A 21,420-nucleotide genomic window follows, 5' to 3' on the forward strand; every position below is an offset into this window, starting at 1 on the left:
GTGAGTGCCCACGTGCTCGGACGCAGCTCCACCCGCAGGCCCGGTCGCCACTGGCGACCGGGCTCCGTGGCGTCCCGGCTCGTGGCCGGGCTGGTCGCGCTCGTCTGCTGCACGCCGCTCGTCGTCATCGTCACCAAGGCCCTCGCCGTCGGCCCCGAGAAGGCGGCCCAGCTGCTGTGGCGCCCGCGGGTGGGTGAGCTCCTCGGCAACACGCTGTCGCTTGTCGTGCTGACGGTGTCGATCACCGTCGTGCTCGGGGTGGCCGCGGCGTGGCTCGTCGAGCGCACCGACCTGCCGTTGGCGGGTCTGTGGCGGGTCGTGCTCGTGTGCCCGCTGGCGGTCCCGGCCTTCGTCAACGCGTACGCGTGGGTGTCGATCCGACCCGACCTCAACGGCCTGACGGGCGCGGTGCTCGTCACCTCTCTCTCGTACTTCCCTTTCGTCTTCCTCCCCGTCGCTGCGGTCCTGCGCGGGCTCGACCGCAGCCTCGAGGACACGGCCCGCTCTCTCGGCCTCGGCCCGTGGCGGGCGTTCCTGCGCGCGACGCTGCCGCAGCTGCGCCCGGCCCTCATGGGCGGCGCCCTGCTCGTCGCCCTGCACCTGCTCGCCGAGTTCGGGGTGCTCGCGCTCGTGCGCTTCCCGACGTTCACGACGGCGATCCTCGACCAGTACCAGGTGGCCTTCGACGACGCGGCGGGCAGCGTGCTGGCCTCGGCGCTGCTGGCCCTCTGCCTCGCCTTCCTCACCATCGACCTCGTGAGCCGCGGGCGCGCCCGGCACGCGCGACTCGGCCGCGGCACCCCGCAGCGACCCACGCCGGTTCGCCTCGGCCGCCTGACGCCGGTGGCCCTCGGCGGCATCGGGCTGCTGGTGCTGCTCGCCATCGTGGTGCCGGTCGGCAGCATCGGCAGGTGGCTCGTCATGGGCGCCGACTCCCTGTCGGCCGGCGACCTGCTCGGCCCGGTGTGGAGCAGCCTGCGCCTCGCAGCCACCGCCGCGGTGCTGACGACCGTGGCCGCCTTCCCGGTTGCGTGGCTCGTCGTGCGGGCGACCGACCGCTTCGACCGGTGGGTCGCGGTGGCCGTCGAGCGCTCCACCTACCTCGCCTCGTCACTGCCCGGTGTCGTCGTCGCGCTCGCCCTCGTCGGGCTGGCCGTGCGCTACCTGCCGTCCGTCTACCAGACGTCGGCGCTGCTCGTCCTGGCGTATGCCGTCCTCTTCGTCCCGCGCGCCATGGTCTCGATCCGCGCGGCCCTCGCCCACCTGCCGCCCGAGCTGGGCGACGCGGCGCGGGCCCTCGGTGACAACCCGGTTCGCGCGTTCCTGCGGGTCCAGCTGCCGCTTGTGCTGCGCGGCACGCTGGCCGGTTTCGCCCTCGTCTTCATCGCGGTCTCCACGGAGCTGACCGCAACGCTGCTGCTCGCCCCCACGGGCACGCGCACCCTGGCCACGGCCTTCTGGGCCGCGAGCGAGTCGCTCGACTACGCTGCCGCTGCTCCGTACGCCGCCGCCCTCGTCATCCTGTCGGCGCCGGTGACCTATCTGCTCATGCGACGAACGGAGGAGGTGACCGCGACGTGAGCGAGGTCCGCATCACCGATGTCACGGCATCCCACAACGGCCAGCCCGTGCTGCGGGGCATCGACCTGCACGTGCCCGAGGCGTCCACGACGGTCATCCTCGGCCCGTCGGGCTGCGGCAAGACGACGCTGCTGCGCGTCATCGCCGGCTTCCAGGCGCCCGACAGCGGTTCGGTCGCCCTCGGCGACGACGTCGTCGTCGGGCCGGGCCTGTGGCGGGCCCCCGAGCGACGCGGCGTGGGCTACGTCGCGCAGGAGGGCAACCTCTTCCCGCACCTCAGCGTCGGGGCCAACGTCGTCTACGGCCTCGACCGTGCGGCCCGTCGCGACACGGCGCGCCTGGGCGAGCTGCTGCGTCTCGTCGGGCTCGACGTGAGCCTCGCCGACCGCCGGCCCGACCAGCTCTCGGGTGGCCAGCAGCAGCGCGTCGCGCTCGCCCGTGCTCTCGCGCGCCGGCCCAAGGTGCTGCTGCTCGACGAGCCCTTCTCGTCGCTCGACGCGGCGCTGCGCACCTCGACGCGCGAGGCCGTCGCCGACGTGCTGCGCCGCCAAGGCGTCACGTCGATCCTCGTCACCCACGACCAGTCCGAGGCGCTGTCGATGGCCGACCAGGTCGCGATCATGCACGACGGGCGCTTCTCGCAGGTGGGCTCGCCGGCCGACGTCTACGACCGTCCCGCCGACACCCGGTCGGCCGGGTTCCTCGGCGACGCGGTGACGCTCGCCGGCCGGGCCGACGCCGGAACCGTGCGCCACGCGCTCGGGGTCGTCTCGGTGGAGCACGTGCCCGACGGACCCGTCGACGTGCTGCTGCGTCCCGAGCAGATCGCGCTCGTGGCCCAGGGCTCCGGCCGTCCCGCCACCGTGCTCTCGTCGACCTACTTCGGACACGACGCCCTCATCGACCTCGACCTCGGCACCGAAGCGCGCGACGGCGACCCCGCCGGCCCACCCGCAATCGTGCGGGCCCGGGTGCGCGGGCAGGACGTGCCGCCGGCCGGCACCGTCGTCAGCCTCCAGCTGCTCGGCGAGCCGCTCGTCTTCCCGCACCCGACCAGCGCCTGAGAGCGGTCCCGTCCGGCCGTCCGGCCGGGAGCAGACCCGACGGCGCGGGCGCCCCCGTCGGGACGGGCGAATGCCGTCCGGCCCGACGGGGCGCGCTCGACCACCTGCTCGGCGGCCTACGAGCGGCGCAGCGGCCAGAGGGTGGGCCGCGGGTCGAAGCGCGTGGCGAGGCGCTGCAGGGCGACCGCTGCCAGCAGCAGCCCGAAGTCGCGCAGGGCGACGTCGTAGAAGCCCGGGACGAGCAGCAGGTTGACGATGATGCCGGCGAGCCAGGCCGCGACCACGACAGCACCGAGGCGCGGGTGCAGGAACACGACGATCCCCGCGACGACCTCGATGACGCCGACGGCATACATGGCCTGGTGCGGCGTGACGGGCAGCGGGTCCGACAGCACGGGCGCGAGGTAGCGGTCCCACTGCACCAGCAGGTTGGTGAACTTGTCGAGGCCGAACACGATCGGTGCGACCGTGAAGGCGGCGCGCAGCACGGCGTACGCCTGGTACGTCGCGTCGCTGCGCGCGTGGGATGTCGGGGCCCCTGTGGGGCTGAGGGTCGTGGCCATGCTGACCTCCAGGGTCGGTCTCCAGGTCGTCCTCCCGTGGCGGCAGCCCGTGACGCGGGCAGGCAGCGGTGGGAGGCTTGCACCGTGTTGGCGGCACGGACGGGCACGCGTCTTACCGGCGGGAGCAGACGCTCCGACCGTGGCCACGCCCTGCCGCGCGGGCCGGGTAAGACCGGGACGGCTGCCTGCAGCCAACGAGGCATGACCATCCAGCAGACCAGCCACAGGGCGCCGTGCCTCTCGCCCGGGCCGCCGCTCGACGTCGTCGCGTGGCGCGTGTGCCGGCTGCGCGAGGCCGGCTTCCCGGCCGCTCTCGCGGAGGCGCTGGCGCGCCAGCGGGTCGACCTGCACGCGCTGCTCCAGCTCGTCGACGCCGGCTGCCCGCCCGAGCTCGCCGCCCGCATCCTCGCCCCCACCGACGACCCCCGGGGGTCCCGGTGACCGCCCTGAGCCGGGACGACCTCCCCCCACCCGGCGGCGGACCGGGCACGACGACCCGCCCGGTCCCCCCGGGCGGGCTCGCCGGGTCGGCACGCACCGAACCTGTCGACTGGGTCGTGGCGCTCTCGACACCCGGCCCGGAGCAGCAGCACGCACTGCGGCTGCTGCACCAGCTCATGGTGCGGGCGGCAGCCCACCAGGTCTGGCGCCTGCGTCACGCCCTGCCCGACGACTCCCCAGCCGCGGTCGAGGTCGTCGTGCAGCAGGCCGCCGACGAGGCCATGACCGCCCTGCTCGGCAAGCTGCACAGCTTCGAGGGCCGCAGCCGGTTCACCACGTGGGCCTTCAAGTTCGCGATCCTGCAGGCCTCGTCCGACGTGCGACGCCTCCAGTGGCGGCGCCGCGAGGTGGAGCTGCGCGACCTCGACCTCGGCACGATCCCCGCCTCCGACCACGACGACGCCGAGCACTCCGCCGAGGCCGCCGACCTCGCGAGCGCGCTCGCCCGCGCGATGAGCACCGCGCTGACGCCCTACCAGCGCCGCATCGCGGTGGCCCTGCTCGTCGACGAGGTGCCCATCGACGTGCTGGCCGAGCGGCTCGGCACCAACCGGGGCGCCCTCTACAAGACCCTGCACGAGGCCCGCCGCCGGCTCCGCGCCGAGCTCACGGAGCGGGGCTACCTCTCCCCCACCGGAGGCGCCCGATGACCACCCCCCGACCCCGTTCGCCGCTGCCACCCCGTGCCGTCGACGCGCTGCTGGTCGACACGACGCCCTGGCTGTCGTGCGACGAGTGCTTCGAGCGCATGGACGTCCACGTCGAGGCGGTCCTCGCCGACCCGCACCACCACGACGCCGCGATGGAGCACCACCTGCTCGGCTGCGCGGCCTGCGCCGACGAGGCGCGCTCCCTGCTCGACCTGCTGCGCTCAGGCACCGCCTGAGACTCGAGCCGTATGCCGCCGCGCGCGCCAGTACGACCCTGCGGGACGGCATACGGCCGGGGACGCGTGGTCCGGTCGGCCCGCGGTCGGTCGGCGGTCAGCCTGCGGTCAGTCCTCCGTCAGCCCGGCGGGCCCCGGGCCGCCGTGGACGAGCCACCGCAGCTCGCTGCGGTGCTGCAGCCCGAGCTTGCCCAGCGCCGACGAGATGTGCGTCTTGACCGTGGCGGTGCCGATGTCGAGGGCGCGGGCGATGCCGGCGTTGCCCGGGTCTCCGGTGCGGCTCGTCACGAGGGCGACGACGTCGCGCTCGCGCGGTGAGAGACCCTCGAGCGGGTCGGGGCGTGCCTCACCGGGGCCGTCGACGGAGGCGTGCTGGCCCACCCGCGTGATGATGGCGGCCTGCACCTCGAAGCAGCGCCGGCTCAGCGCTGCGAGCCGCTCGTCGAGCGTGCCGTCCGCCGTCAGTGCGTCGAGCTCGTCGCGCAGCTCGTCGATCTCGGTGGCCATTCCGGTCAGCGCCGACGACGTGCGGTTGACCGCCAGGAGGGCGCCGGCCCGGCCGTCGTCCTCCAGCTCGGGGTAGACGAGGCTGAGGTCGAGGCGGCGTCCGGGATCGGCGGCCTGCACCCGGTCGAGCACGACACCCGCGAGCCACGTCATCGCGGTGACCACCTCGTCGGTGAAGACCGAGGGCGTGTCGCTCAGGGCGCCGATGATGCCGACGAGCCCGTCCTCGCCGATCATCGGGACGATCGCGGCATCCGCCGAGAGCTCGTCGTCGCCGAACCGCACGCCACGGTTGAGCAGCGCCCCGTCGTCATCGCGGTAGCGGTACGGCTTGTGCGACGCCGCGATCCAGGCGACCACCCCACCCGGGCCGTAGGTCAGGCTGCCCGTCTCGAGGTAGTGGCCGTTGCTGAACAGGTAGGGGTAGGAGATGCGTCGGTCGCGGTCCTTGACGAGGGCGATGTAGAAGTCGTCCACGGGTGCGATCGCCGACACCGCGGCCCGGCACGCGTCGTAGACGCCGAAGACGTCGCCGCGCCCCACCTCGTGCATCTTCTGGTCGGCGTGGCGCAGGGCGCGCACTACGGGGTCGCTGAGCGGCACGGTGCCAAGGCTAGTCCGCCGACGGCCCGTTTTCTCCCGATCCCGGGGAGGGCTTCTCCCCCGAAGGGGGATGGCCTCTGTCCGCCGCCGGCCGATCCTCCGCCGCGAGCGGATGGGTGATGCTTGCCCTGCCGGTCGACGGTTCCGTGTGACTCGACGACCGGGCGGAGGTCACGTGGTTGCTCCGGGGGGAGCGACCACGGCGTCCGGCGCAGGGGACCTGGCGCCGCCGGTGACCGATCCGCCCGGCTCGGGCCATTGCGGTCGCCCGGCCCCAGGCGTTCGTGGAGGGGCGCAGGGGGCCGGGCCACAACCGGGTCGCAACCGGGTCACAGCCGGGTCACGCGCCGTCCATCACCCCTGGGGTCACTCGGGCCCCTCACCGGCGGTCAGGTGCTGCGACAGGTACGCCGCCGCGCCCAGGCGGCCGAGTGCGTCGACCTGGGTCTCGAACCAGTCCGCGTGGCGCTCCTCGTCGCGGACCATCTCCTCGAAGACGCTCGCGGTGCCGTGGTCGCCGAGCTCGTGGCACTCCTTGGCCGCGGCGTTGAACTGGGCCACGGCCGCCTTCTCGCTCTCGAGGCCGAGCGCCAGCATCTCCTCCGGCGTCTCGCCGATGTGGATGGCACCCAGCTTCTGCACGTTGGGGTGACCGTCGAACATGAGGATCCGGTTGATGAGGTCGTCGGCATCGCGCATCTCGTCGATCGACAGGTCGTAGAAGACCTTGCCGAGCTTGGGAAAACCCCAGTTGTCGAGCATGCGGGCATGCAGGAAGTACGTGTTCGTGACCGTCAGCTCGAAGGTCAGGGCGTCGTTGAGGAGCTCCGTGACGCGAGGGCTAGCTGGCTGCACCTTCCACCTCCAGGAATGTGTCTCGCTGGGCCTGCTCATGCTGGCAGATGACCCGCCGCACAGAGAAGACGCACGAGCCACAGTCCTGGCCGGCACCGGTGGTCTGGCAGACGTACGAGAGGTTGTGGGCTCCCGCTTCGACGGCACGCACGACGTCGCCGTCGCTCACGGCCGCGCACTGACAGATGATCACGTCGATAAGGTAAGGCTTACCTCAGCGCCTGTCGAGTCCGGCCCAGCGGTCGGACACCTCAGCACTTTTCTTGCAGCCGGCCTCACAGCCACGGGGTCGCCGCCTGGGAGGCGAGGCGGACGGGCGTGTTCGCCGCCCCGAACCGGCGGTAGCCACCGCGACGCTCGAGCAGCTCGACGTAGAAGCGGCCGGCGACGAGCGGGGTGTAGATGTGGAAGAGCTCGCCCCCCGCGTCGTCGCGGTCATAGAGCACGCCGAGCCGGCGCAGGCGCGAGACGAGCGCCGGGTCGGGGTCGAGCCGTGCGGCGAGGTCGTCGTAGTACGCGTCCGGCACCGGCAGGAGCCGCATCCCCGCCCCACGCAGCACCTCGGCGCGGTCGAGCAGGTCGGTGCACGCGTACGCCAGCTGGTTGACCCCCGTCCACGTGGGCACCCCGGGGGCCCGCACCGCGATGTTGAGCACCACCCGCAGCGAGCCCGCCTCGGGCTGGAGGACGCGACTGCGCAGGCGGCCGGCGGGGTCGATGAACTCGCTGACGGGTCCGGGCCTCAGGCCGAGCAGCGTGCGATGGAAGGAGACCTCGGCGTCGGAACGGTCGGTGTCGATCGCGAAGCCGATGTGGTCGAGCCCTCCCCAGCCGCCGTCGGCGAGCGGGGAGGCTGCGAGCGGCTGGCCGTCGAGGTGCACCTCGACGCCGGCCGGGCTGCGGGTGGCCCGCACCCGCCGACCGCCCTCCGTGGCCTCGACGACGGGCCAGTGCAGCGCCTGGGCGCGGGCCGGCAGGTCGGACTCGGCGTCACCGCTGACGCCGACCGCCGCGACGTGCGGACGCTGGGCCGCCGCGGAGCGGCGCAGCTCGAGGTCGGAGCGCGCGTCGAGGACGACCACCGCCTCGCCGTTGCGCAGGACGGTGCGGTCCGGCGCGCCGGGCGTGTCGGCGCCGCCCTCGTCGGCCGTGAAGCCCAGGCTCGTGAAGAAGCCGAGCGTGCGGGAGTCGCCGGGTGCGACCGCCAGCTCCACGACGTCCACGGTGGGCGCGGTCGGTGCCGGCGGCGGGTCGAACAGCTCGACACGCGGTCGCCGCCCGCGGTCCGACCCCTCTGGCGCGTCGACGCCGTCCCACCTGCGACGCAGTTGCTCCTCGAGGTGCAGCAGCGACCGCATCGCGTCGCGCGCCGTGTCGCGGGGGTCGGCCTCGCGCACGATGTCGCTGAAGACCTCGAGCGAGAGCGGGCCGCGGTAGCCGGCCTCGACGCAGGCGCCGACGACCCCCTCGACGTCGAGCACCCCCTGGCCCGGGAAGCAGCGGTGGTGCCGGCTCCACTCGAGGACGTCCATGCTGAGGCCGTGCGCGTCGGCGATCTGGACGAAGGCGATGCGGTCCCCGGCGAGGCCCGCGAGCGCCTCGGGCCCGTCGCCGCGCGCGAGCAGGTGGAAGGTGTCGACGGCGACCCCGACGTTGGCGAGGTCGGCCTTCTCGACGATGTGCCGCGCCTGACCGAACCGGTTGACGTGGGTGCCCCAGGCCAGTGCCTCGTAGGCCAGCGTGAAGCCGTGCTCGGCGGCGACGGCACCGACCGCGCCGAGCTGCTCGGCCGTGAGGTCGGGGTCGTCGACGGAGGCCGGGTGCACGGCGGAGCACACGAGGGCACGGGTCGCACCGAGCCTTTCCATCAGCTCGAACTTGGCGCGGGCGAAGCGCAGCCGGTCGGTGAAGACGTCGGGGGTGAGGCCGACGAGGTCACGCAGCGGCTGGAAGAGGTCGATGTCGAGGCCGAGGTCGGCGCACCGTCGGGCGATCGCCTCCGGCCCGAGCGGCGACGACACGACGTCGGCGTCGAAGAGCTCCACCGAGTCGAAGCGCGCCGCGGCGATGGCCTCGAGCTTGACGTCCAGGCTGCCGCTGATCGAGACGGTTGCGATTCCCTTGCGCATCAGTGCTCCTCACACCGCTCGACTGGCGACGGTGGTCGTCTCGGTCACCGGGTCGACGCCGAGCACCTGCAGCCCGGTGAGCCGGGTGAAGTGCTCGGTCATGCGCTCCACGTTCGCGCGCTCCCCCGTGAAGAGGCCGTATGCCGTCGCGTGCTGGTGGATGGCCATCGCGCCGCCGGTCATCGTGGCGCACCCGATCGCCCGTGCCGCGTGGACGAGCTCGGTCTCGAGCGGGAAGTAGATGATCTCGGCCACCCACTGGCTCGGCCGGAGCAGGGCGGGGTCGAGCGGCATACCCGGTGAGCTCGACATGCCGACCGGCGTGGCCTGGATGAGGCCGCCGACCTGCTCGAGGGCGGAGGCGACGTCGAGGTGCACGCGGGCCCGACCGGGGCCGACGGCGGCCTCGAGCCGGTCGACGACGGCCCGGGCCCGCTCGGGCGACGTGTCGGAGACGAGCAGCTGCCGCACCCCGGCGCGCAGCGCCCCGTAGCCGACGGCGACGCCGGCTCCCCCGGCGCCGAGCAGGAGGGCGTCCTGCCCGGCGGCCTGTGGCAGCGTCGTCGAGAGGGCGGAGGCGAAGCCGACCCAGTCGGTGTTGTGCCCCGTCGTGCGGCCGTCCCGGATGACGACGGTGTTGACGGCGCCGAGGGCGGCGGCCTCGGGAGAGACCTCGTCGACGAGGTCGAGCACGACGTTCTTGAACGGGTGCGTGACGTTGAGCCCGTCGAAGCCGAGGCGCACCGCCCAGCGCAGCACGTCGGCGGCATCGCCCGGGCCGAGACCCAGCTCGGCCGCGTCGACGAGCCGGTAGGCCAGCGCGTGACCCGCGGCCGCCGCCTCCTCCTCCTGGAGCGGCGCGGCGAGCGAGCTGCCGATGTGCTCTCCGAGGAGCCCGATGGCGAAGGACCTCCGGCGCTGCTGTGACGTCATGATCTGCACTCTCTCCCTGGTTGGTCGTGTGGGCTGCTGTCGACCGCTCTAGCGCGTCGCCTCGCGGGTGACGGCGGTGGTGCGCACGGGCGCCGAGGCGCGGACGGTGGCGCGTCCGAGCTCGTTCGTCGGCACCTTGTGGGTGCCCCGCGGGCCGGTGGCGACGGCGACGGCCGAGATGGCGCAGGCGACGACGGCGAAGGCGGCAACCTTGGGCCAGCCGTCGCCGGTGTCGCCGAGGAGCGCTGCGGCGATGGTCGGCGTGAAACCGGCGAGCGCGAAGCCGAACTGGGTGCCGATGGCCATGCCCGACAGTCGGACGCTGGTCGGGAAGTACTCGGCGTACGTCGACGGCCAGACGGCGTTCGTCGCGCTGTAGACGATGCCGGCGAGCAGGACGCCGACGACCGCGGTGAGCGCCTGGTTGCCACTGGCGATGACGGCGACGTAGGCCGCGGAGAGCACTGCGGAGCCCGCGAGGCCGCCGAGGAAGACCGGCTTGCGGCCCACCCGGTCGGAGACGCTGCCCCAGAACGGGATCACGGCGATCGCCACGAGGTTGGAGATGATCGCGACCCACAGCATGAAGGTGGAGCTGAAGCCGACGCCGTAGGCGTCCTTCGTCGCGAAGGCCAGGGCGAAGACGGTGTAGAGCGTGTTCACCATGGCGACGAACGCCGCGAACATCACGCGCAGCACCGCACGCCAGTGGTCGCGCAGCAGGACCGAGAGCGGGGTGCGCGGGGCCGGCCGCGACTCGACCTCCGACTCGAAGGCCGGGGTCTCGTCGAGCGTGCGGCGGATGACGAAGCCGACGACGACCACGACGGCGCTGAGGAAGAAGGGGACGCGCCAGCCCCACGACAGCAGCTGGTCCTCGGGGAGGAGAGCCGCGAGCGGGAGGAAGACGGCCGGGGCGAGCACCTGACCACCCTGGGTGCCGCTCAGCGTCCAGCTCGTGAAGAAGCCGCGGCGGTGGTCGGGGGCGTGCTCGAACGACATGGAGTTGGCCCCGGCCTGCTCCCCCGCTGCCGAGAGGCCCTGGAGCAGGCGCAGGACGACGAGCAGGACCGGCGCGAGCATGCCGACGCTCTGGTAGGTGGGCAGGCACCCGACGAGGAAGGTCGAGACGCCCATGAGCAGGAGCGTGAAGATGAGCACCTTCTTGCGGCCGAGCTTGTCTCCCACGTGGCCGAGCAGGAACGACCCGACGGGACGCGCGACGTAGCCGACGCCGAAGGTCGCGAGGGAGGCGACGGTCGCCGCAGCCGTGTTGCCCTCGGGGAAGAAGATCTTGGGGAAGATCAGCGAGGCCGCCGTCCCGTAGATGACGAAGTCGTAGTACTCGAGCGCGCTGCCGACCCAGGCGGCGATGGCCGCTTTCTTCGGGGTGCGCGCCGGCTCGTGCGTGGTCGGGGTGGGCTCGGCCACGGACTCGGGGCCTTCGGGGCTGGGGACTGGCGTCATTGTCGATCCTCCTGTGTGGGCCACCTCGTCGCCCTGACGGGCTTGCACGTGGTGCTGACGAGAACGGCGGTGTTCGTCGGTGGGCTGTCTCGACGGTAGAGACGGCTTGCAATGACTGGCAAACGTTTGCCAAAATTTGCCACATGCCGTCCACGAGACGCCCTTACGCCGTGACCATCACCGACGTGGCCCGCGAGGCCGGGGTCGCCGCCTCGACCGTGTCGCGCGCGCTGACGAACCCCGACCGCGTCAACGTCGTGACCCGGGAGCACGTGCAGCAGGTGGCGGCCCGTCTCGGCTACCGCGCGAGCCCGGCCGCTCGCGCCCTGGGCACCGGACGCACGGCCACCCTCGCCCTCGTCCTGCCCGACATCACCAACCCGTACTTCTCCGGGCTCATCCGCGGCGCCGAGCGGCAGGCCGAGGCCACCGGGCACATCCTCGTCATCGGCGACAGCGAGGAGAACGCCCGCGCCGAGGCCCGGATGGTCGAGCGGCTCGCCCCCGGTGTCGACGGCTTCCTCCTCGGCTCGAGCCGGCTCCCCGACGCGAAGGTCCTCCAGTTCGACGCGGCGATGCCCGTCGTCCTCGTCAACCGGCGGGTGCCGGGGGTGACGAGCGTGAGCCCCGACCAGCAGGGCGGAACGCGCCAGATCGTCGAGCACCTCGTGGCCCTCGGTCACCGCCGCGCGATCTTCCTGGCAGGGCCGCCCGAGTCATGGCTGGGACGTCAACGATGGGCCGGAATCTCCTCTGCTGCAAAGAAGCACGGCCTCAAGGTGCGGCGGCTCGGCCCTTACCATCCCTCCGTCGAGGGCGGCCTGCTCGCCGGCGAGGCCGCACTGGCCGACGGCGCCACGGCCGTCATCGCGCACAACGACCTCATGGCCATCGGAGCCCTCAAGCGGATGAAGGCCCGCGGCGTCTCCGTGCCGGGCGACGTCAGCATCGTCGGCTTCGACGACATCTTCGGCGCCGACTTCTGCGACCCCCCGCTCACGACCCTGAGCGACCGCACCGAGCAGGCCGGGCGCTCTGCCGTCGACCTGCTCGTCGCGCTCGTGCGCGAGCAGGCCCGGAAGGAGAACGACGCCCCCGCCGACATCGTCGCGCCGACGCAGCTCGTCGTCCGCGGCTCGACCGGCCCGGCGCCCACCACTCCCCCACCCGCCCCGAACGAAGGACCCGTCAGATGACCTCACACCAGCGCATCGCCGTGCTCAACGGCCCCAACCTCAACCTGCTCGGTGAGCGCCAACCGGAGGTCTACGGCCACGAGACGCTCGACGACGTCCGGGAGAGGTGCCGGCGCGCGGCCGAAGCGGCCGGGTTCGAGCTCGACTTCCGCCAGAGCAACCACGAGGGCGAGCTCGTCGACGCCATCCAGGAGCTGCGTCACTCCACCGCCGGCCTCGTCGTCAACGCCGCGGCCTACACGCACACGTCGGTGGCGATCCGCGACGCCTTGGCCGTGGTGACGGCTCCCGTCATCGAGGTGCACATCAGCAACGTCCACCGGCGCGAGGCGTTCCGCGGGCACTCCTACCTCTCCGACGTCGTCGACGGCGTCATCGTCGGCTGTGGCACGCAGGGCTATGAGCTCGCGATCGCCCGACTCACACGGCTGGCCCGAGACGCCTGATCAGCCCCCGGTTCGATGTGTTCGACGGTCTCTCGTGACCGCCGAACACATCGAACGGGAGACATCGAACGGGGGGCGCGTGTGCGCCCGGTCAGCCGTCGAGGCGCGGGGAACCCCACCGCTGCGGCTCGTCGGCCATCTCGGGGCGGGCGAGGCGCAGGTCGTCGCCGATGGCACCCGCCGTGTCGACGAGCAACCGGGCGAGCTCGTCGTCGACGAACCGCCCCGACGAGGCGCTGGTCGTCGACACGTTGATGGCGGCGATCGCCTCGCCCCGGGGGTTGAAGACGGGTGCGGCCAGCGAGCGCAGGCCGATCTCGAGCTCCTGGTCGACGACCGCCCAGCCTCGCTCGCGGACGCGTTCCAGCTCGGCACGCAGAGCCGCCGGGTCGGACACGGTTCGCGGAGTCAGGGGCTCGAGACGCACCCGGCCCAGGTATGCCTCGAGGGCGTTCGCGGGCGCGAAGGCCAGCATCGCGCGACCCATCGAGGTGGCGTACGCGGGGAACCGTGTGCCGACGCGGATCTCGACGGCCATGATGCGGCGGGCCTGCACCCGCGCGACGTAGACGATGTCGTCGCCGTCGAAGACGGAGGCCGAGGTCGACTCGCCCAGCTGCGCCGTGAGGTTCTTGAGGTGCGGCTCGGCGACGTCGGGCAGCCTGAGCGACGACAGGAACGCGTGGCCGAGCGACAGGACACGCGGCGTCAGCGAGAACAGCTGTCCGTCGCTGCGCACGAAACCCAGGGACTCGAGCGAGAGCAGGAAGCGGCGCGCGCTGGCCCTGGTCTGCCCGGTGCGGCGGGCGACGTCGCTCAGGGTGAGGTCGCGGTGCTCTGCATCGAAGGCGCGGATGACGTCGAGCGTCTTGGCGACCGAGCGCACCATCTCACCGCCGGGGGCTGACTCGGACATGGGCCTCCTCCCGGCTCGACTGTGTCACAGAGCGATTCACTGCCACGCTCAGGCGCGCCGCAGCGGCACCGGGACGAGGGCCTCGAGCTCCTCGAAGGTCGTGCCGTGCGTCTCGCGCACGAGGACGCTGCCGTCACCACCCTCGCGGTCGATGAGGAAGACCGCGACGTCGGTGTAGATGCGGCTGACGCAGCCCACCCCGGTGAGCGGGTAGGTGCACGCCTCGACGAGCTTGCTCTGACCGTCGCGCGTCGTCAGCGTCATCATGACGAACGTGTCCTTCGCCCCGATGGCGAGGTCCATGGCGCCGCCGACGGCCGGGATGGCGCCGGGCTCGCCCGTGTGCCAGTTGGCGAGGTCACCGCGGGCCGACACCTGGTAGGCCCCGAGGACGCAGATGTCGAGGTGCCCGCCGCGCATCATGGCGAACGAGTCGGCGTGGTGGAAGTACGAGGCACCGGGCAGCTCGGTCACCGGGATCTTGCCGGCGTTGATGAGGTCGGGGTCGACGTCGTCGCCGTGCGCCTCGGGCCCCATGCCGAGCATGCCGTTCTCGGTGTGCAGCGTGACGCCGCTGTCGGGGGCGAGGTAGTTGGACACCAGGGTGGGCTGGCCGATGCCGAGGTTGACGAAGGCGCCGTCGGGGATGTCGGCGGCGACGAGGGCAGCCAGCTCGGCCTTGCCCAGCCGGGTCGGGCCCTCGATGAGGGTCGACGGGGTCTGCAGGGAGCTCACTGGTCCTCCTCCGGTCGGGGGGTCGCGGCGGTCGGCACGACGACGACGCGGTCGACGTAGATGCCCGGGGTGACGACGACCTCGGGGTCCATGGCGCCGGTCGGGACCACCTCGTGCACCTGGACGATGGTCGTCTTGGCAGCCGCGGCCATGATCGGCCCGAAGTTGCGGGCGGTCTTGCGGTAGGTGAGGTTGCCGACGCCGTCGGCCCGGTGCGCCTTGACGAGGGCGTAGTCGGCCCGGATGGGAAGCTCGAGCACGTAGTGCCGTCCGTCGATCTCGCGCACCTCCTTGCCCTCGGCGAGCGGCGTGCCATAGCCCGTGGGCGTGAAGAAGGCCCCGATGCCGGCACCGGCGGCGCGGATGCGCTCGGCGAGGTTGCCCTGGGGCACGAGCTCGAGCTCGATCTCGCCGGCGCGGTACTTCGCGTCGAACTGGTGGCTGTCGTGCTGTCGCGGGAAGGAGCAGATGACCTTGCGCACGCGCCCGGCGCCGATCAGCGCAGCGAGGCCGACGTCGCCGTTGCCGGCGTTGTTGTTGACGACGGTGAGGTCGCGCGTGCCGCTCTCGACGAGGGCCTCGATGAGCTCGACGGGCTGCCCTGCCGGGCCGAAGCCGCCGATGAGAACCGTGGCCCCGTCGGGGATGTCGGCGACCGCGTCGAGCGCGCTCTGGGTGATGGTCACCATGTCAGTTCCCTTGTGTTCGATGACTCTTGCGTATGCCGTGTGGTCACGACGTAACTCCTGCGCTGACGTTCTCGAGCACGACGGCGAGGCCCTGCCCGACGCCGATGCAGATGCAGGCAACGCCCCAGCGGCCCCCGGTGCGCTCGAGGTCGCGCGCGAGGGTGCCGAGGATGCGACCACCGGAGGCGCCGAGCGGGTGGCCGATGGCGATGGCGCCGCCGTGCCGGTTGACGATCTCGGGGTCGATCGGCCACGCGTCGAGGCAGGCGAGCGACTGGGCGGCGAAGGCCTCGTTGAGCTCGACGGCGGAGACGTCGTCCCAGCCGATGCCGGCGCGCGCGAGGGCCGCGTTGGCCGCCTCGACGGGCGCGTAGCCGAAGTACTGCGGTTCGAGGGCGCTCGCGCCGCGCCCGGCGACGCGAGCGAGCGGGTCGAGTCCGATCTCGTCGTGGGCGCCCTCGCTGCCGAGCAGCACGGCCGAGGCGCCGTCGTTGAGCGGCGAGGCGTTGCCGGCGGTGACGGTGCCGCCCTCCTTGCGGAACGACGTGCGCAGCCCGGCGAGGCGCTCCTCCGTCGTGTCGGGCCGGATCGACTCGTCGCGGGCGAGGTCGACGCCCGGGACCGGGACGACGAGGTCGTCGTACCAGCCGTCGGCCCAGGCCTGGTCGGCGAGACGGTGCGACCGGGCGGCGAAGGCATCCTGCCGCTCGCGGGTGACGCCGTACTTCTCCCGGAGCTGCTCGGTCGCCTCACCGAGCGAGACGGTCCAGTCGGCGGGCATCGCCGGGTTGACGAGGCGCCATCCGAGCGTCGTCGAGGCCAGCGCGAGGTCGCCTGCGGGATAAGGCTTCTCGGTCTTGGGAAGCACCCAGGGGGCACGGCTCATGGACTCCACGCCTCCGCTGATGACGATCTCGGCGTCGCCCGTCTCGATCGAGCGTGACGCGACCATCGCAGCGTCGAGGCTCGACCCGCACAGGCGGTTGACGGTCGAGCCGGGGATGCTCGTCGGCAGGCCCGCGAGGAGGGTGGCCATGCGCGCCACGTTGCGGTTCTCCTCGCCGGCGCCGTTGGCGTTGCCGAGGACGACGTCGTCGACCTGCTCGCCGAAGCTCCCGTCGGCCAGGCCCGGCGCGCGGCTCACGAGCTGCCTGACGACGTGGGCTGCGAGGTCGTCGGGTCGGGTGCCGGCGAGCTGACCGCCGAAGCGGCCGAAGGGGGTGCGGACGGCGTCGTAGACGTATGCGGCGGTGGTCATCACCGGTCTCCTGCTCCTGGACCGCCCTCGCGGTCACGGTCGTTGGTGGGGTCCTTCTCGTACTCGGCGAGCGCCTGCCCGGCGACGGCGAACGCGTGGTTGGCCGACGGGACCCCGAGGTAGATCGCCGCCTGGAGCAGCACCTCCTGGATCTCGTCGACGCTGAGCCCGTTGCGTCGGGCCGCGCGCACGTGCATGGCGAACTCGTCCCAGTGGTCGCGGGCGACCAGGGCGGTCAGGGTGATCGCGCTGCGGGTGCGGCGGTCGAGGCCCGGACGGGTCCAGATCTCACCCCACGCGTAGCGGGTGATGAGGTCCTGGAAGGGCTCGGTGAACGCGGTGGTGCCTGCCTGCGCGCGGTCGACGTGCGCGTCGGAGAGCACCTCGCGTCGCACGGCCATGCCCTCGGCGTGCGCCTGGCCCGCCGTGCGCGAGCGGCTGTCGTCACTCATGCCATGCCTCCTGACCGCAGCGTGTCGAGGAAGTCCGCGATCCGGTGCGCCGTCGCCTTCGGCTGCTCGGCCGGAGGCAGGTGGGCCGCGCCCGCGAGGACGCCCCAGGAGCCGCCGGAGCGGTCGGCCACGAGCTCGGACATCGGCGGCGGGGCAACCTCGTCGAGCTCGCCGGCGAGGGCCAGCACCGGCACGGCGACGCCCTCGAGGTCGTCGCGCACGTCGAAAGCCGCGAGGGCCTCGCAGCACCGCGCGTAGCTGGCGCTGTCGGCGTGCTGGAGCGAGGTGAGCAGGTCGGTGGCGCAGGCAGGCTCGCGCTCGATGAATCCCGGCGCGAACCACCGCTTCGCCGAGCCCTCGACCATGACCGGGGTGCCGGCCCGGCGCACGAGGTCGGCGCGCTCGTGCCAACCGTCGGCCTCACCGATCTTCGCGCCCGAGGCGATGCTCACGACCCCCGCAAAGGCGTCGGCGTGGTCGATCGCGAGGGCGAGGGCGACGGCCCCCCCGAGGGACACGCCGGCATACGCAACGGGTCGCCGGGCCGTGGCGCGGACGTCCTCGGTCGCATCGGCGACGGCGTTGGCGAGGTCCTGCACGCTGAAGGGCTGGTCATGCGCGGGGCTGGCGCCGTGGCCGGGCAGGTCCCAGCCGACGACGGCGAGGTCGTCGGGCAGCTCGGCGACGCAGGCCGCCCAGAGCGGCGCAACGGCGGTGCCGAGCGAGGGTCCGACGACGAGGAGGCCCGCCGGCCGCTCGGGCCGGCGCAGCTGGGTCAGGGCGATCGGGATGGTCGGGATGGTCATTGGGCTCCCCCGTGGTCGGTGCTGAGGGTGGTCGTGCGGTCGTCGCGCAGGTGCCGCGCGACGGCACGGTCGACGAGGTCGCCGGCGGCGCCGACGTAGTGGGCGGGGTCGAGAAGGTCGGCGACGGCGTCGTCGGACAGCACCTGCTCGGGCAGGTAGGCCCGCAGGATCGGCATCAGGTGCTTCGCCCGCGCGCCGCCGACGAGGGCGGGCCGGAGCGCGCTGACGGCGGAGGCACCGCCGGGCAGTCGCGCGACCTCGCGCAGGAGCCTCTCGGCGACAAGGGCCGGGCCGACCGCGTCGGCGTTGCGCCGCATGGCGTCGGCATCGACCTCGAGGCCGGTGAGCAGCTCTCGGGTCTGGGAGGCCGCGACGACGACGCGGCGGAGCAGGCGCAGCAACGCTCCCCACTCGGCGTGCCAGGCGCCGTCGGGCCGCTCGTCGACCGCGAGGCCGGCCGCGCTGTGGAGCGTCGCCCCGAGGTGGGGTGCCTCGATGGCGACCGACCGCACGAGCACCGAGAGCACGGGGTTCCGCTTCTGCGGCAGCGTGGAGGAGCCGCCGCGCCCGTCGTCGGACGGCTCGTGCACCTCGGCGATCTCGGCGCGCGACAGCGTGACCACGTCGATGGCCACCTTGCCCATGGCATCGGCGGCGCGCACGAGGCAGTCGCCCACCCGGGTCATCGGACCGCGGTCGGTGTGCCACGGCCTCCCGGGGTCGGCGAGGCCGAGCTCGTCGGCCAGCAGCCCAGCCGCCTCGGCCGAACGGCCGGGCACGAGAGCCTCGACGGCGGCAAGCGTTCCGGCCGCGCCGCCGCACTGGACCGGCAGCGTGCGCCGGAGACCGGCGAGCTCGTCGGCGACGTCGTCGAGCGCACCGAGCCAGCCGGCGGCCTTGAGCCCGAAGGTGGTCGGCAGGGCAGGCTGTGCGAGCGTGCGCGCGACCTGCACGGTGTCGCGGTGCTCGACCGCGAGGCGCGCCGCGGCGTCGGCGGCGTCTGCCAGGTGCTGGGACAGCTGCTCGGCCGCCCGGGCGACGAGAAGCATGAGTGCGCTGTCAACGACGTCCTGGCTCGTGAGCCCGCGGTGCACCGCGGCTGCGGCGTCGCCCACGCGCTCGCGCAGCGAGGCGAGCATCGGGATGACGGGGTTGCCGCCACCCTCGGCAGCAGTTCCGATGCCCTCGACGTCGTGGCCCGCAGCGTCGCAGGCCTCGGCCACGACCGCCACCACGTCGTCGTCGACGAGGCCGAGGGATCGCTGGACGCGCACCCACGCCGACTCGACGTCGAGCATCGCCTGGAGCACAGCCCGGTCGTCGGTGAGGCCGGCGGCGCGAGGGGCGCCGGGCTCGAGCAGCCCGCTCACACCTCGTGCCTCGGGTAGCGCAGGAAGACGGTCTCGCGCTCCCCCTGCAGCCGCACGTCGAAGCGCAGCGACCCGTCGCCCTCCCGGACCGCCACGAGGGTGTCGCGGTCGGCCTGGTCGAGCGAGGAGAGGAGGGCGTCCGACTCCAGGGCCGCTGCCGGCTCGGGGAGGTAGACGCGCGTGAAGAGTCGGTTGAGCAGCCCTCGGGCGAACACCGTCATCGCGATGAACGGCGCGGAGCCCGCGGAGGTGGCTCCCGGCTCGACCGTGGTGAACGAGTAGCCGCCGTCGCGCCACGTCTGGGTGCGGCCGAAGCCGGTGAACACGCCGGGGTCGCGGCGCAGCGAGCCCGGCTCGCGCACGACGCGGCCGTCGGCGTCGGGCTGCCAGATCTCGAGGAGCGCGTCGGGCACCGGTGCGCCGTGGCCGTCGGTGACGGTGCCGTGCAGCCGCACCGACCCCGGCGTGCCTGCGGGAACGAGGTGCTCGCCGTCCGCGAAGGGCAGGGCGTAGTGGTAGAAGGGCCCGACCGTCTGGCCCGGCGTGGGTGCCAGGCCGGCCGCGGCGGCATACCGCGAGTTCGCCGGTGTCTCAGACATGCTCGCCCTCCTCCATGGGGGTCGCGTGGGTGCCGGTCAGGACGATGTCCCAGCGGTAGCCGAGCAGCCACTCGTGCTCCGAGGTGTCGTGGTCGTACGTGGCCACGAGCCGGTCGCGCGCCTGCTGACTGGTGATGGCCTGGTAGATCGGGTCGAGCGCGAAGAGGGGGTCGCCCGGGAAGTACATCTGCGTTACGAGTCGCTGGGTGAACTCGGTGCCGAAGAGCGAGAAGTGCACGTGTGCCGGCCGCCAGGCGTTGCGGTGGTTGCGCCACGGGTAGGGGCCGGGCTTGATCGTGACGAACGAGTAGGAGCCGTCGTCGCCGGTGATGGCACGGCCCACGCCGGTGAAGTTCGGGTCGACCGGCGCGGGGTGCTGGTCGCGCTTGTGGATGTAGCGGCCGGCCGCGTTGGCCTGCCACACCTCGACGAGCTGACCGCGGACGGGGCGGCCGTCACCGTCGAGCACCCGGCCCGCGATGCGGATGCGCTCGCCGATCGGCTCGCCCCCGCGCTGGATGGTGAGGTCGGCCTCGAGCGGGTCGACGTCACGATGCCCGAAGACCGGCGCCACGAGCTCGATGCCCTCGGGGTCTGCGTGCCGCGGTTCCTTCGTCGGGTGGCGCAGCGCGGCGCTGCGGTAGGCGGGGAAGTCGAGGCGCGGCTGGATGCGGGCGATCCCCTGCGACTCGTCGTCGGCCTGCGCGGCCGCGATCTCGGCGCTGACCGCCGCCTGGGAGTCGCGGTCGGGCACCGCCTCACCGGCCTCGCGACCCTCGATCACCGTCTCACTCATGTCGACCTCCTCGTCTGCGTGGGGCCGACCGTAGCAGAGTGTTCGCATTCTGCACAAGCGTTCGCTATGCGAACATCTACGCGCCCACGGAGTCGACGACCTCCGCCATCGCCGCCCGGTGGACGTGCGTGGACGCCGGCAGGCCCGGCGCCAGACCGAGCTGCACTCGGAAGCGGGTCGCCCCGGGAACGGCGAGCCCTACCGTCCAGCAGCCCTCGGCCGCGTGGTGCTCCTCGTCGGTCAGCGACAGGGCCTCCGGGTCGACGTCGGAGTAGGCGTGAGCGACGGCCGACGTCGCGGCGCTCAGCGCGTCGGCGCGGTCGGGAGCCGGCGCGTCGGGCGCGAACCGGCCGACCATGCGCGAGAACGCCTCTGCCACGAGGGGGGTCAGGTCGCGTGCGGGTGTGCCGTCGGCCGGCGGACTGCCCACGGCGAGAAGCACCGACAGCTGCGCCTGCCCCAGGCCGTCACGGTCGGCCCGGTGCGTACGCGACACCTCGACGACCCAGGGCAGCGCGGCGCTCGCCCCGCCCAGCACCGGCTCCAGGCACTCGAGGTAGGGCACCTCGTCGAAGCGACTGTCCGCCACCGCCTCCGTGGTGGGGAGCAGGTCGAGCAGGTAGACGTCGTGGGGCACGTCGTCGAGCGAACGAGCGCACGCCACCACGATGCGCAACCTGTCGACCCGTCCCTTGCGCAGCGCGGAGATCATGGCCCCACACTTCTCCACTCGCGTCACGGCGGCAACGGCTTGTCGAACCGTGCCGGCGCCAGGTCCCCGCGCTACGGGCCCGTCCCTGCGATCCCGGCGGCGTACCGCCGGTCGAGCTCGCGCGTGATGCGGCGCTCGCGACGCTGCAGCTCGGCCCGCCGGTGCATCTGACCGGGGATCGGGCGATAGCCGTTCGACGCCGCGTCGCGGTCGACCATGTCCTGCAGCCGGGCCAGCTCCGCGATGAGCTCGCGGACCGTCATCGACTCCAGGGACGGAGCCTCCCGATCGAGTGGGTGCAGCTCGACGGTCATGACCGGACCTCCTCGTCCCTCTGCGACTCCCTTCGCCCTCCC

25 protein-coding genes are annotated in these 21,420 nt (G+C 73.1%); 7 read left to right on the forward strand and 18 right to left on the reverse strand.

The window, feature by feature from the left end:
* Positions 1–1,581 (forward strand): ABC transporter permease, encoded by a 1,581-nt coding sequence (locus tag ACXR8F_RS02650; RefSeq protein WP_458798609.1) that lies wholly within the window; start codon positions 1–3, stop codon positions 1,579–1,581.
* Complete coding sequence (locus tag ACXR8F_RS02655; RefSeq protein ID WP_045191969.1) at positions 1,578–2,645, forward strand: ABC transporter ATP-binding protein; 1,068 nt, start codon at positions 1,578–1,580, stop codon at positions 2,643–2,645. Before ACXR8F_RS02650 ends, ACXR8F_RS02655 begins: the two co-directional genes overlap by 4 nt.
* Positions 2,646–2,761: 116 nt before the next feature.
* On the opposite strand, the gene ACXR8F_RS02660 is transcribed toward ACXR8F_RS02655, so the two are convergent.
* Positions 2,762–3,208 carry a hypothetical protein gene (locus tag ACXR8F_RS02660; protein WP_045191970.1) on the reverse strand — a complete coding sequence of 149 codons (447 nt, stop codon included), beginning with the start codon at positions 3,206–3,208 and terminating at the stop codon, positions 2,762–2,764.
* Between the two features lie 201 nt (positions 3,209–3,409).
* Here ACXR8F_RS02660 and ACXR8F_RS02665 point away from each other — a divergent pair, with 201 nt between their 5' ends.
* From ACXR8F_RS02665 to ACXR8F_RS02675, 3 genes are read left to right on the forward strand one after another with little or no spacing between them, the layout of a single operon-like run.
* Complete coding sequence (locus ACXR8F_RS02665; protein ID WP_458798610.1) at positions 3,410–3,649, forward strand: hypothetical protein; 240 nt, start codon at positions 3,410–3,412, stop codon at positions 3,647–3,649.
* Positions 3,646–4,359, forward strand: a complete 714-nt coding sequence (locus ACXR8F_RS02670; RefSeq protein WP_458798611.1) for an RNA polymerase sigma factor — start codon at positions 3,646–3,648, stop codon at positions 4,357–4,359. The genes ACXR8F_RS02665 and ACXR8F_RS02670 overlap by 4 nt, the downstream gene beginning before the upstream one ends.
* Positions 4,356–4,595: a hypothetical protein gene (locus tag ACXR8F_RS02675; RefSeq protein ID WP_045191973.1), complete on the forward strand. Its 240-nt coding sequence runs from the start codon at positions 4,356–4,358 to the stop codon at positions 4,593–4,595. Before ACXR8F_RS02670 ends, ACXR8F_RS02675 begins: the two co-directional genes overlap by 4 nt.
* Before the next feature lie 108 nt (positions 4,596–4,703).
* On the opposite strand, the gene ACXR8F_RS02680 is transcribed toward ACXR8F_RS02675, so the two are convergent.
* From ACXR8F_RS02680 to ACXR8F_RS02705, 6 genes are all read right to left on the reverse strand, one after another.
* Positions 4,704–5,705 carry a helix-turn-helix transcriptional regulator gene (locus ACXR8F_RS02680; RefSeq protein WP_458798612.1) on the reverse strand — a complete coding sequence of 334 codons (1,002 nt, stop codon included), beginning with the start codon at positions 5,703–5,705 and terminating at the stop codon, positions 4,704–4,706.
* A 366-nt stretch (positions 5,706–6,071) separates the two neighbouring features.
* A complete protein-coding gene (gene bfr / locus ACXR8F_RS02685; RefSeq protein WP_045191974.1) occupies positions 6,072–6,560 on the reverse strand; it encodes a bacterioferritin in 489 nt (162 codons plus the stop codon).
* On the reverse strand, positions 6,547–6,753 hold the full coding sequence (locus tag ACXR8F_RS02690) for a (2Fe-2S)-binding protein (protein ID WP_045191975.1): 207 nt from the start codon (positions 6,751–6,753) through the stop codon (positions 6,547–6,549). Before ACXR8F_RS02690 ends, bfr begins: the two co-directional genes overlap by 14 nt.
* A gap of 82 nt (positions 6,754–6,835) precedes the next feature.
* A complete protein-coding gene (locus ACXR8F_RS02695; protein WP_458798614.1) occupies positions 6,836–8,689 on the reverse strand; it encodes a TIM barrel protein in 1,854 nt (617 codons plus the stop codon).
* A 9-nt stretch (positions 8,690–8,698) separates the two neighbouring features.
* Positions 8,699–9,622, reverse strand: coding sequence for a shikimate dehydrogenase (locus tag ACXR8F_RS02700; protein WP_458798615.1), 924 nt, complete (start codon positions 9,620–9,622; stop codon positions 8,699–8,701).
* A 48-nt stretch (positions 9,623–9,670) separates the two neighbouring features.
* Positions 9,671–11,089: an MFS transporter gene (locus tag ACXR8F_RS02705; protein ID WP_082081020.1), complete on the reverse strand. Its 1,419-nt coding sequence runs from the start codon at positions 11,087–11,089 to the stop codon at positions 9,671–9,673.
* A gap of 143 nt (positions 11,090–11,232) precedes the next feature.
* On the opposite strand from ACXR8F_RS02705, the gene ACXR8F_RS02710 reads away from it, so the two are divergent.
* Both ACXR8F_RS02710 and aroQ read left to right on the forward strand, forming a co-directional pair.
* Positions 11,233–12,285 carry a LacI family DNA-binding transcriptional regulator gene (locus ACXR8F_RS02710; RefSeq protein ID WP_458798616.1) on the forward strand — a complete coding sequence of 351 codons (1,053 nt, stop codon included), beginning with the start codon at positions 11,233–11,235 and terminating at the stop codon, positions 12,283–12,285.
* Positions 12,282–12,731 carry a type II 3-dehydroquinate dehydratase gene (gene aroQ, locus ACXR8F_RS02715; RefSeq protein ID WP_458798617.1) on the forward strand — a complete coding sequence of 150 codons (450 nt, stop codon included), beginning with the start codon at positions 12,282–12,284 and terminating at the stop codon, positions 12,729–12,731. The genes ACXR8F_RS02710 and aroQ overlap by 4 nt, the downstream gene beginning before the upstream one ends.
* 91 nt (positions 12,732–12,822) lie before the next feature.
* Here the strand turns inward: aroQ and ACXR8F_RS02720 are convergent, their stop codons facing one another.
* The 11 genes from ACXR8F_RS02720 to ACXR8F_RS02770 all read right to left on the reverse strand — a co-directional run bounded on the left by ACXR8F_RS02720 (position 12,823) and on the right by ACXR8F_RS02770 (position 21,378).
* Positions 12,823–13,647: an IclR family transcriptional regulator domain-containing protein gene (locus ACXR8F_RS02720; protein ID WP_458798618.1), complete on the reverse strand. Its 825-nt coding sequence runs from the start codon at positions 13,645–13,647 to the stop codon at positions 12,823–12,825.
* A 48-nt stretch (positions 13,648–13,695) separates the two neighbouring features.
* Positions 13,696–14,373, reverse strand: a complete 678-nt coding sequence (locus tag ACXR8F_RS02725) for a 3-oxoacid CoA-transferase subunit B (RefSeq protein ID WP_458798832.1) — start codon at positions 14,371–14,373, stop codon at positions 13,696–13,698.
* Positions 14,374–14,378: 5 nt separating this feature from the next.
* Entirely contained in the window at positions 14,379–15,071 is a 693-nt protein-coding gene (locus tag ACXR8F_RS02730; RefSeq protein ID WP_458798619.1) for a 3-oxoacid CoA-transferase subunit A, read from the reverse strand.
* Between the two features lie 43 nt (positions 15,072–15,114).
* Complete coding sequence (locus ACXR8F_RS02735; RefSeq protein WP_458798620.1) at positions 15,115–16,329, reverse strand: thiolase family protein; 1,215 nt, start codon at positions 16,327–16,329, stop codon at positions 15,115–15,117.
* The gene (pcaC, locus tag ACXR8F_RS02740) at positions 16,329–16,781 is read right to left on the reverse strand and encodes a 4-carboxymuconolactone decarboxylase (RefSeq protein WP_458798621.1); all 453 of its coding nucleotides are present in this window, start codon (positions 16,779–16,781) and stop codon (positions 16,329–16,331) included. The genes ACXR8F_RS02735 and pcaC overlap by 1 nt, the downstream gene beginning before the upstream one ends.
* On the reverse strand, positions 16,778–17,587 hold the full coding sequence (locus ACXR8F_RS02745) for an alpha/beta fold hydrolase (RefSeq protein WP_458798622.1): 810 nt from the start codon (positions 17,585–17,587) through the stop codon (positions 16,778–16,780). Before ACXR8F_RS02745 ends, pcaC begins: the two co-directional genes overlap by 4 nt.
* The gene (locus ACXR8F_RS02750; protein ID WP_458798624.1) at positions 17,584–18,957 is read right to left on the reverse strand and encodes a lyase family protein; all 1,374 of its coding nucleotides are present in this window, start codon (positions 18,955–18,957) and stop codon (positions 17,584–17,586) included. The genes ACXR8F_RS02745 and ACXR8F_RS02750 overlap by 4 nt, the downstream gene beginning before the upstream one ends.
* On the reverse strand, positions 18,954–19,556 hold the full coding sequence (pcaG, locus tag ACXR8F_RS02755; protein WP_045191989.1) for a protocatechuate 3,4-dioxygenase subunit alpha: 603 nt from the start codon (positions 19,554–19,556) through the stop codon (positions 18,954–18,956). Before pcaG ends, ACXR8F_RS02750 begins: the two co-directional genes overlap by 4 nt.
* Complete coding sequence (pcaH, locus tag ACXR8F_RS02760) at positions 19,549–20,352, reverse strand: protocatechuate 3,4-dioxygenase subunit beta (protein WP_045191990.1); 804 nt, start codon at positions 20,350–20,352, stop codon at positions 19,549–19,551. The genes pcaG and pcaH overlap by 8 nt, the downstream gene beginning before the upstream one ends.
* Positions 20,353–20,428: 76 nt before the next feature.
* Positions 20,429–21,064 carry a hypothetical protein gene (locus tag ACXR8F_RS02765; protein ID WP_458798625.1) on the reverse strand — a complete coding sequence of 212 codons (636 nt, stop codon included), beginning with the start codon at positions 21,062–21,064 and terminating at the stop codon, positions 20,429–20,431.
* Positions 21,065–21,135: 71 nt separating this feature from the next.
* Entirely contained in the window at positions 21,136–21,378 is a 243-nt protein-coding gene (locus ACXR8F_RS02770) for a hypothetical protein (protein WP_458798626.1), read from the reverse strand.
* Positions 21,379–21,420: the final 42 nt, after the last annotated feature.

The sequence above is a fragment of the Terrabacter sp. AAH1 genome (genome assembly GCF_054456855.1).

Bases quoted from the DNA above. Each gene is read 5' to 3' on its own strand.
- ACXR8F_RS02695 (WP_458798614.1), bottom strand. From the start codon at position 8,689: ATGCGCAAGGGAATCGCAACCGTCTCGATCAGCGGCAGCCTGGACGTC.
- ACXR8F_RS02745 (WP_458798622.1), bottom strand. From the start codon at position 17,587: ATGACCATCCCGACCATCCCGATCGCCCTGACCCAGCTGCGCCGGCCC.
- pcaH (WP_045191990.1), bottom strand. From the start codon at position 20,352: ATGAGTGAGACGGTGATCGAGGGTCGCGAGGCCGGTGAGGCGGTGCCC.
- ACXR8F_RS02660 (WP_045191970.1), bottom strand. From the start codon at position 3,208: ATGGCCACGACCCTCAGCCCCACAGGGGCCCCGACATCCCACGCGCGC.
- ACXR8F_RS02675 (WP_045191973.1), top strand. From the start codon at position 4,356: ATGACCACCCCCCGACCCCGTTCGCCGCTGCCACCCCGTGCCGTCGAC.
- ACXR8F_RS02730 (WP_458798619.1), bottom strand. From the start codon at position 15,071: ATGGTGACCATCACCCAGAGCGCGCTCGACGCGGTCGCCGACATCCCC.
- pcaG (WP_045191989.1), bottom strand. From the start codon at position 19,556: ATGTCTGAGACACCGGCGAACTCGCGGTATGCCGCCGCGGCCGGCCTG.
- ACXR8F_RS02720 (WP_458798618.1), bottom strand. From the start codon at position 13,647: ATGTCCGAGTCAGCCCCCGGCGGTGAGATGGTGCGCTCGGTCGCCAAG.
- ACXR8F_RS02710 (WP_458798616.1), top strand. From the start codon at position 11,233: ATGCCGTCCACGAGACGCCCTTACGCCGTGACCATCACCGACGTGGCC.
- ACXR8F_RS02705 (WP_082081020.1), bottom strand. From the start codon at position 11,089: ATGACGCCAGTCCCCAGCCCCGAAGGCCCCGAGTCCGTGGCCGAGCCC.
- ACXR8F_RS02735 (WP_458798620.1), bottom strand. From the start codon at position 16,329: ATGACCACCGCCGCATACGTCTACGACGCCGTCCGCACCCCCTTCGGC.
- ACXR8F_RS02665 (WP_458798610.1), top strand. From the start codon at position 3,410: ATGACCATCCAGCAGACCAGCCACAGGGCGCCGTGCCTCTCGCCCGGG.
- ACXR8F_RS02770 (WP_458798626.1), bottom strand. From the start codon at position 21,378: ATGACCGTCGAGCTGCACCCACTCGATCGGGAGGCTCCGTCCCTGGAG.
- pcaC (WP_458798621.1), bottom strand. From the start codon at position 16,781: ATGAGTGACGACAGCCGCTCGCGCACGGCGGGCCAGGCGCACGCCGAG.
- ACXR8F_RS02765 (WP_458798625.1), bottom strand. From the start codon at position 21,064: ATGATCTCCGCGCTGCGCAAGGGACGGGTCGACAGGTTGCGCATCGTG.
- aroQ (WP_458798617.1), top strand. From the start codon at position 12,282: ATGACCTCACACCAGCGCATCGCCGTGCTCAACGGCCCCAACCTCAAC.
- ACXR8F_RS02700 (WP_458798615.1), bottom strand. From the start codon at position 9,622: ATGACGTCACAGCAGCGCCGGAGGTCCTTCGCCATCGGGCTCCTCGGA.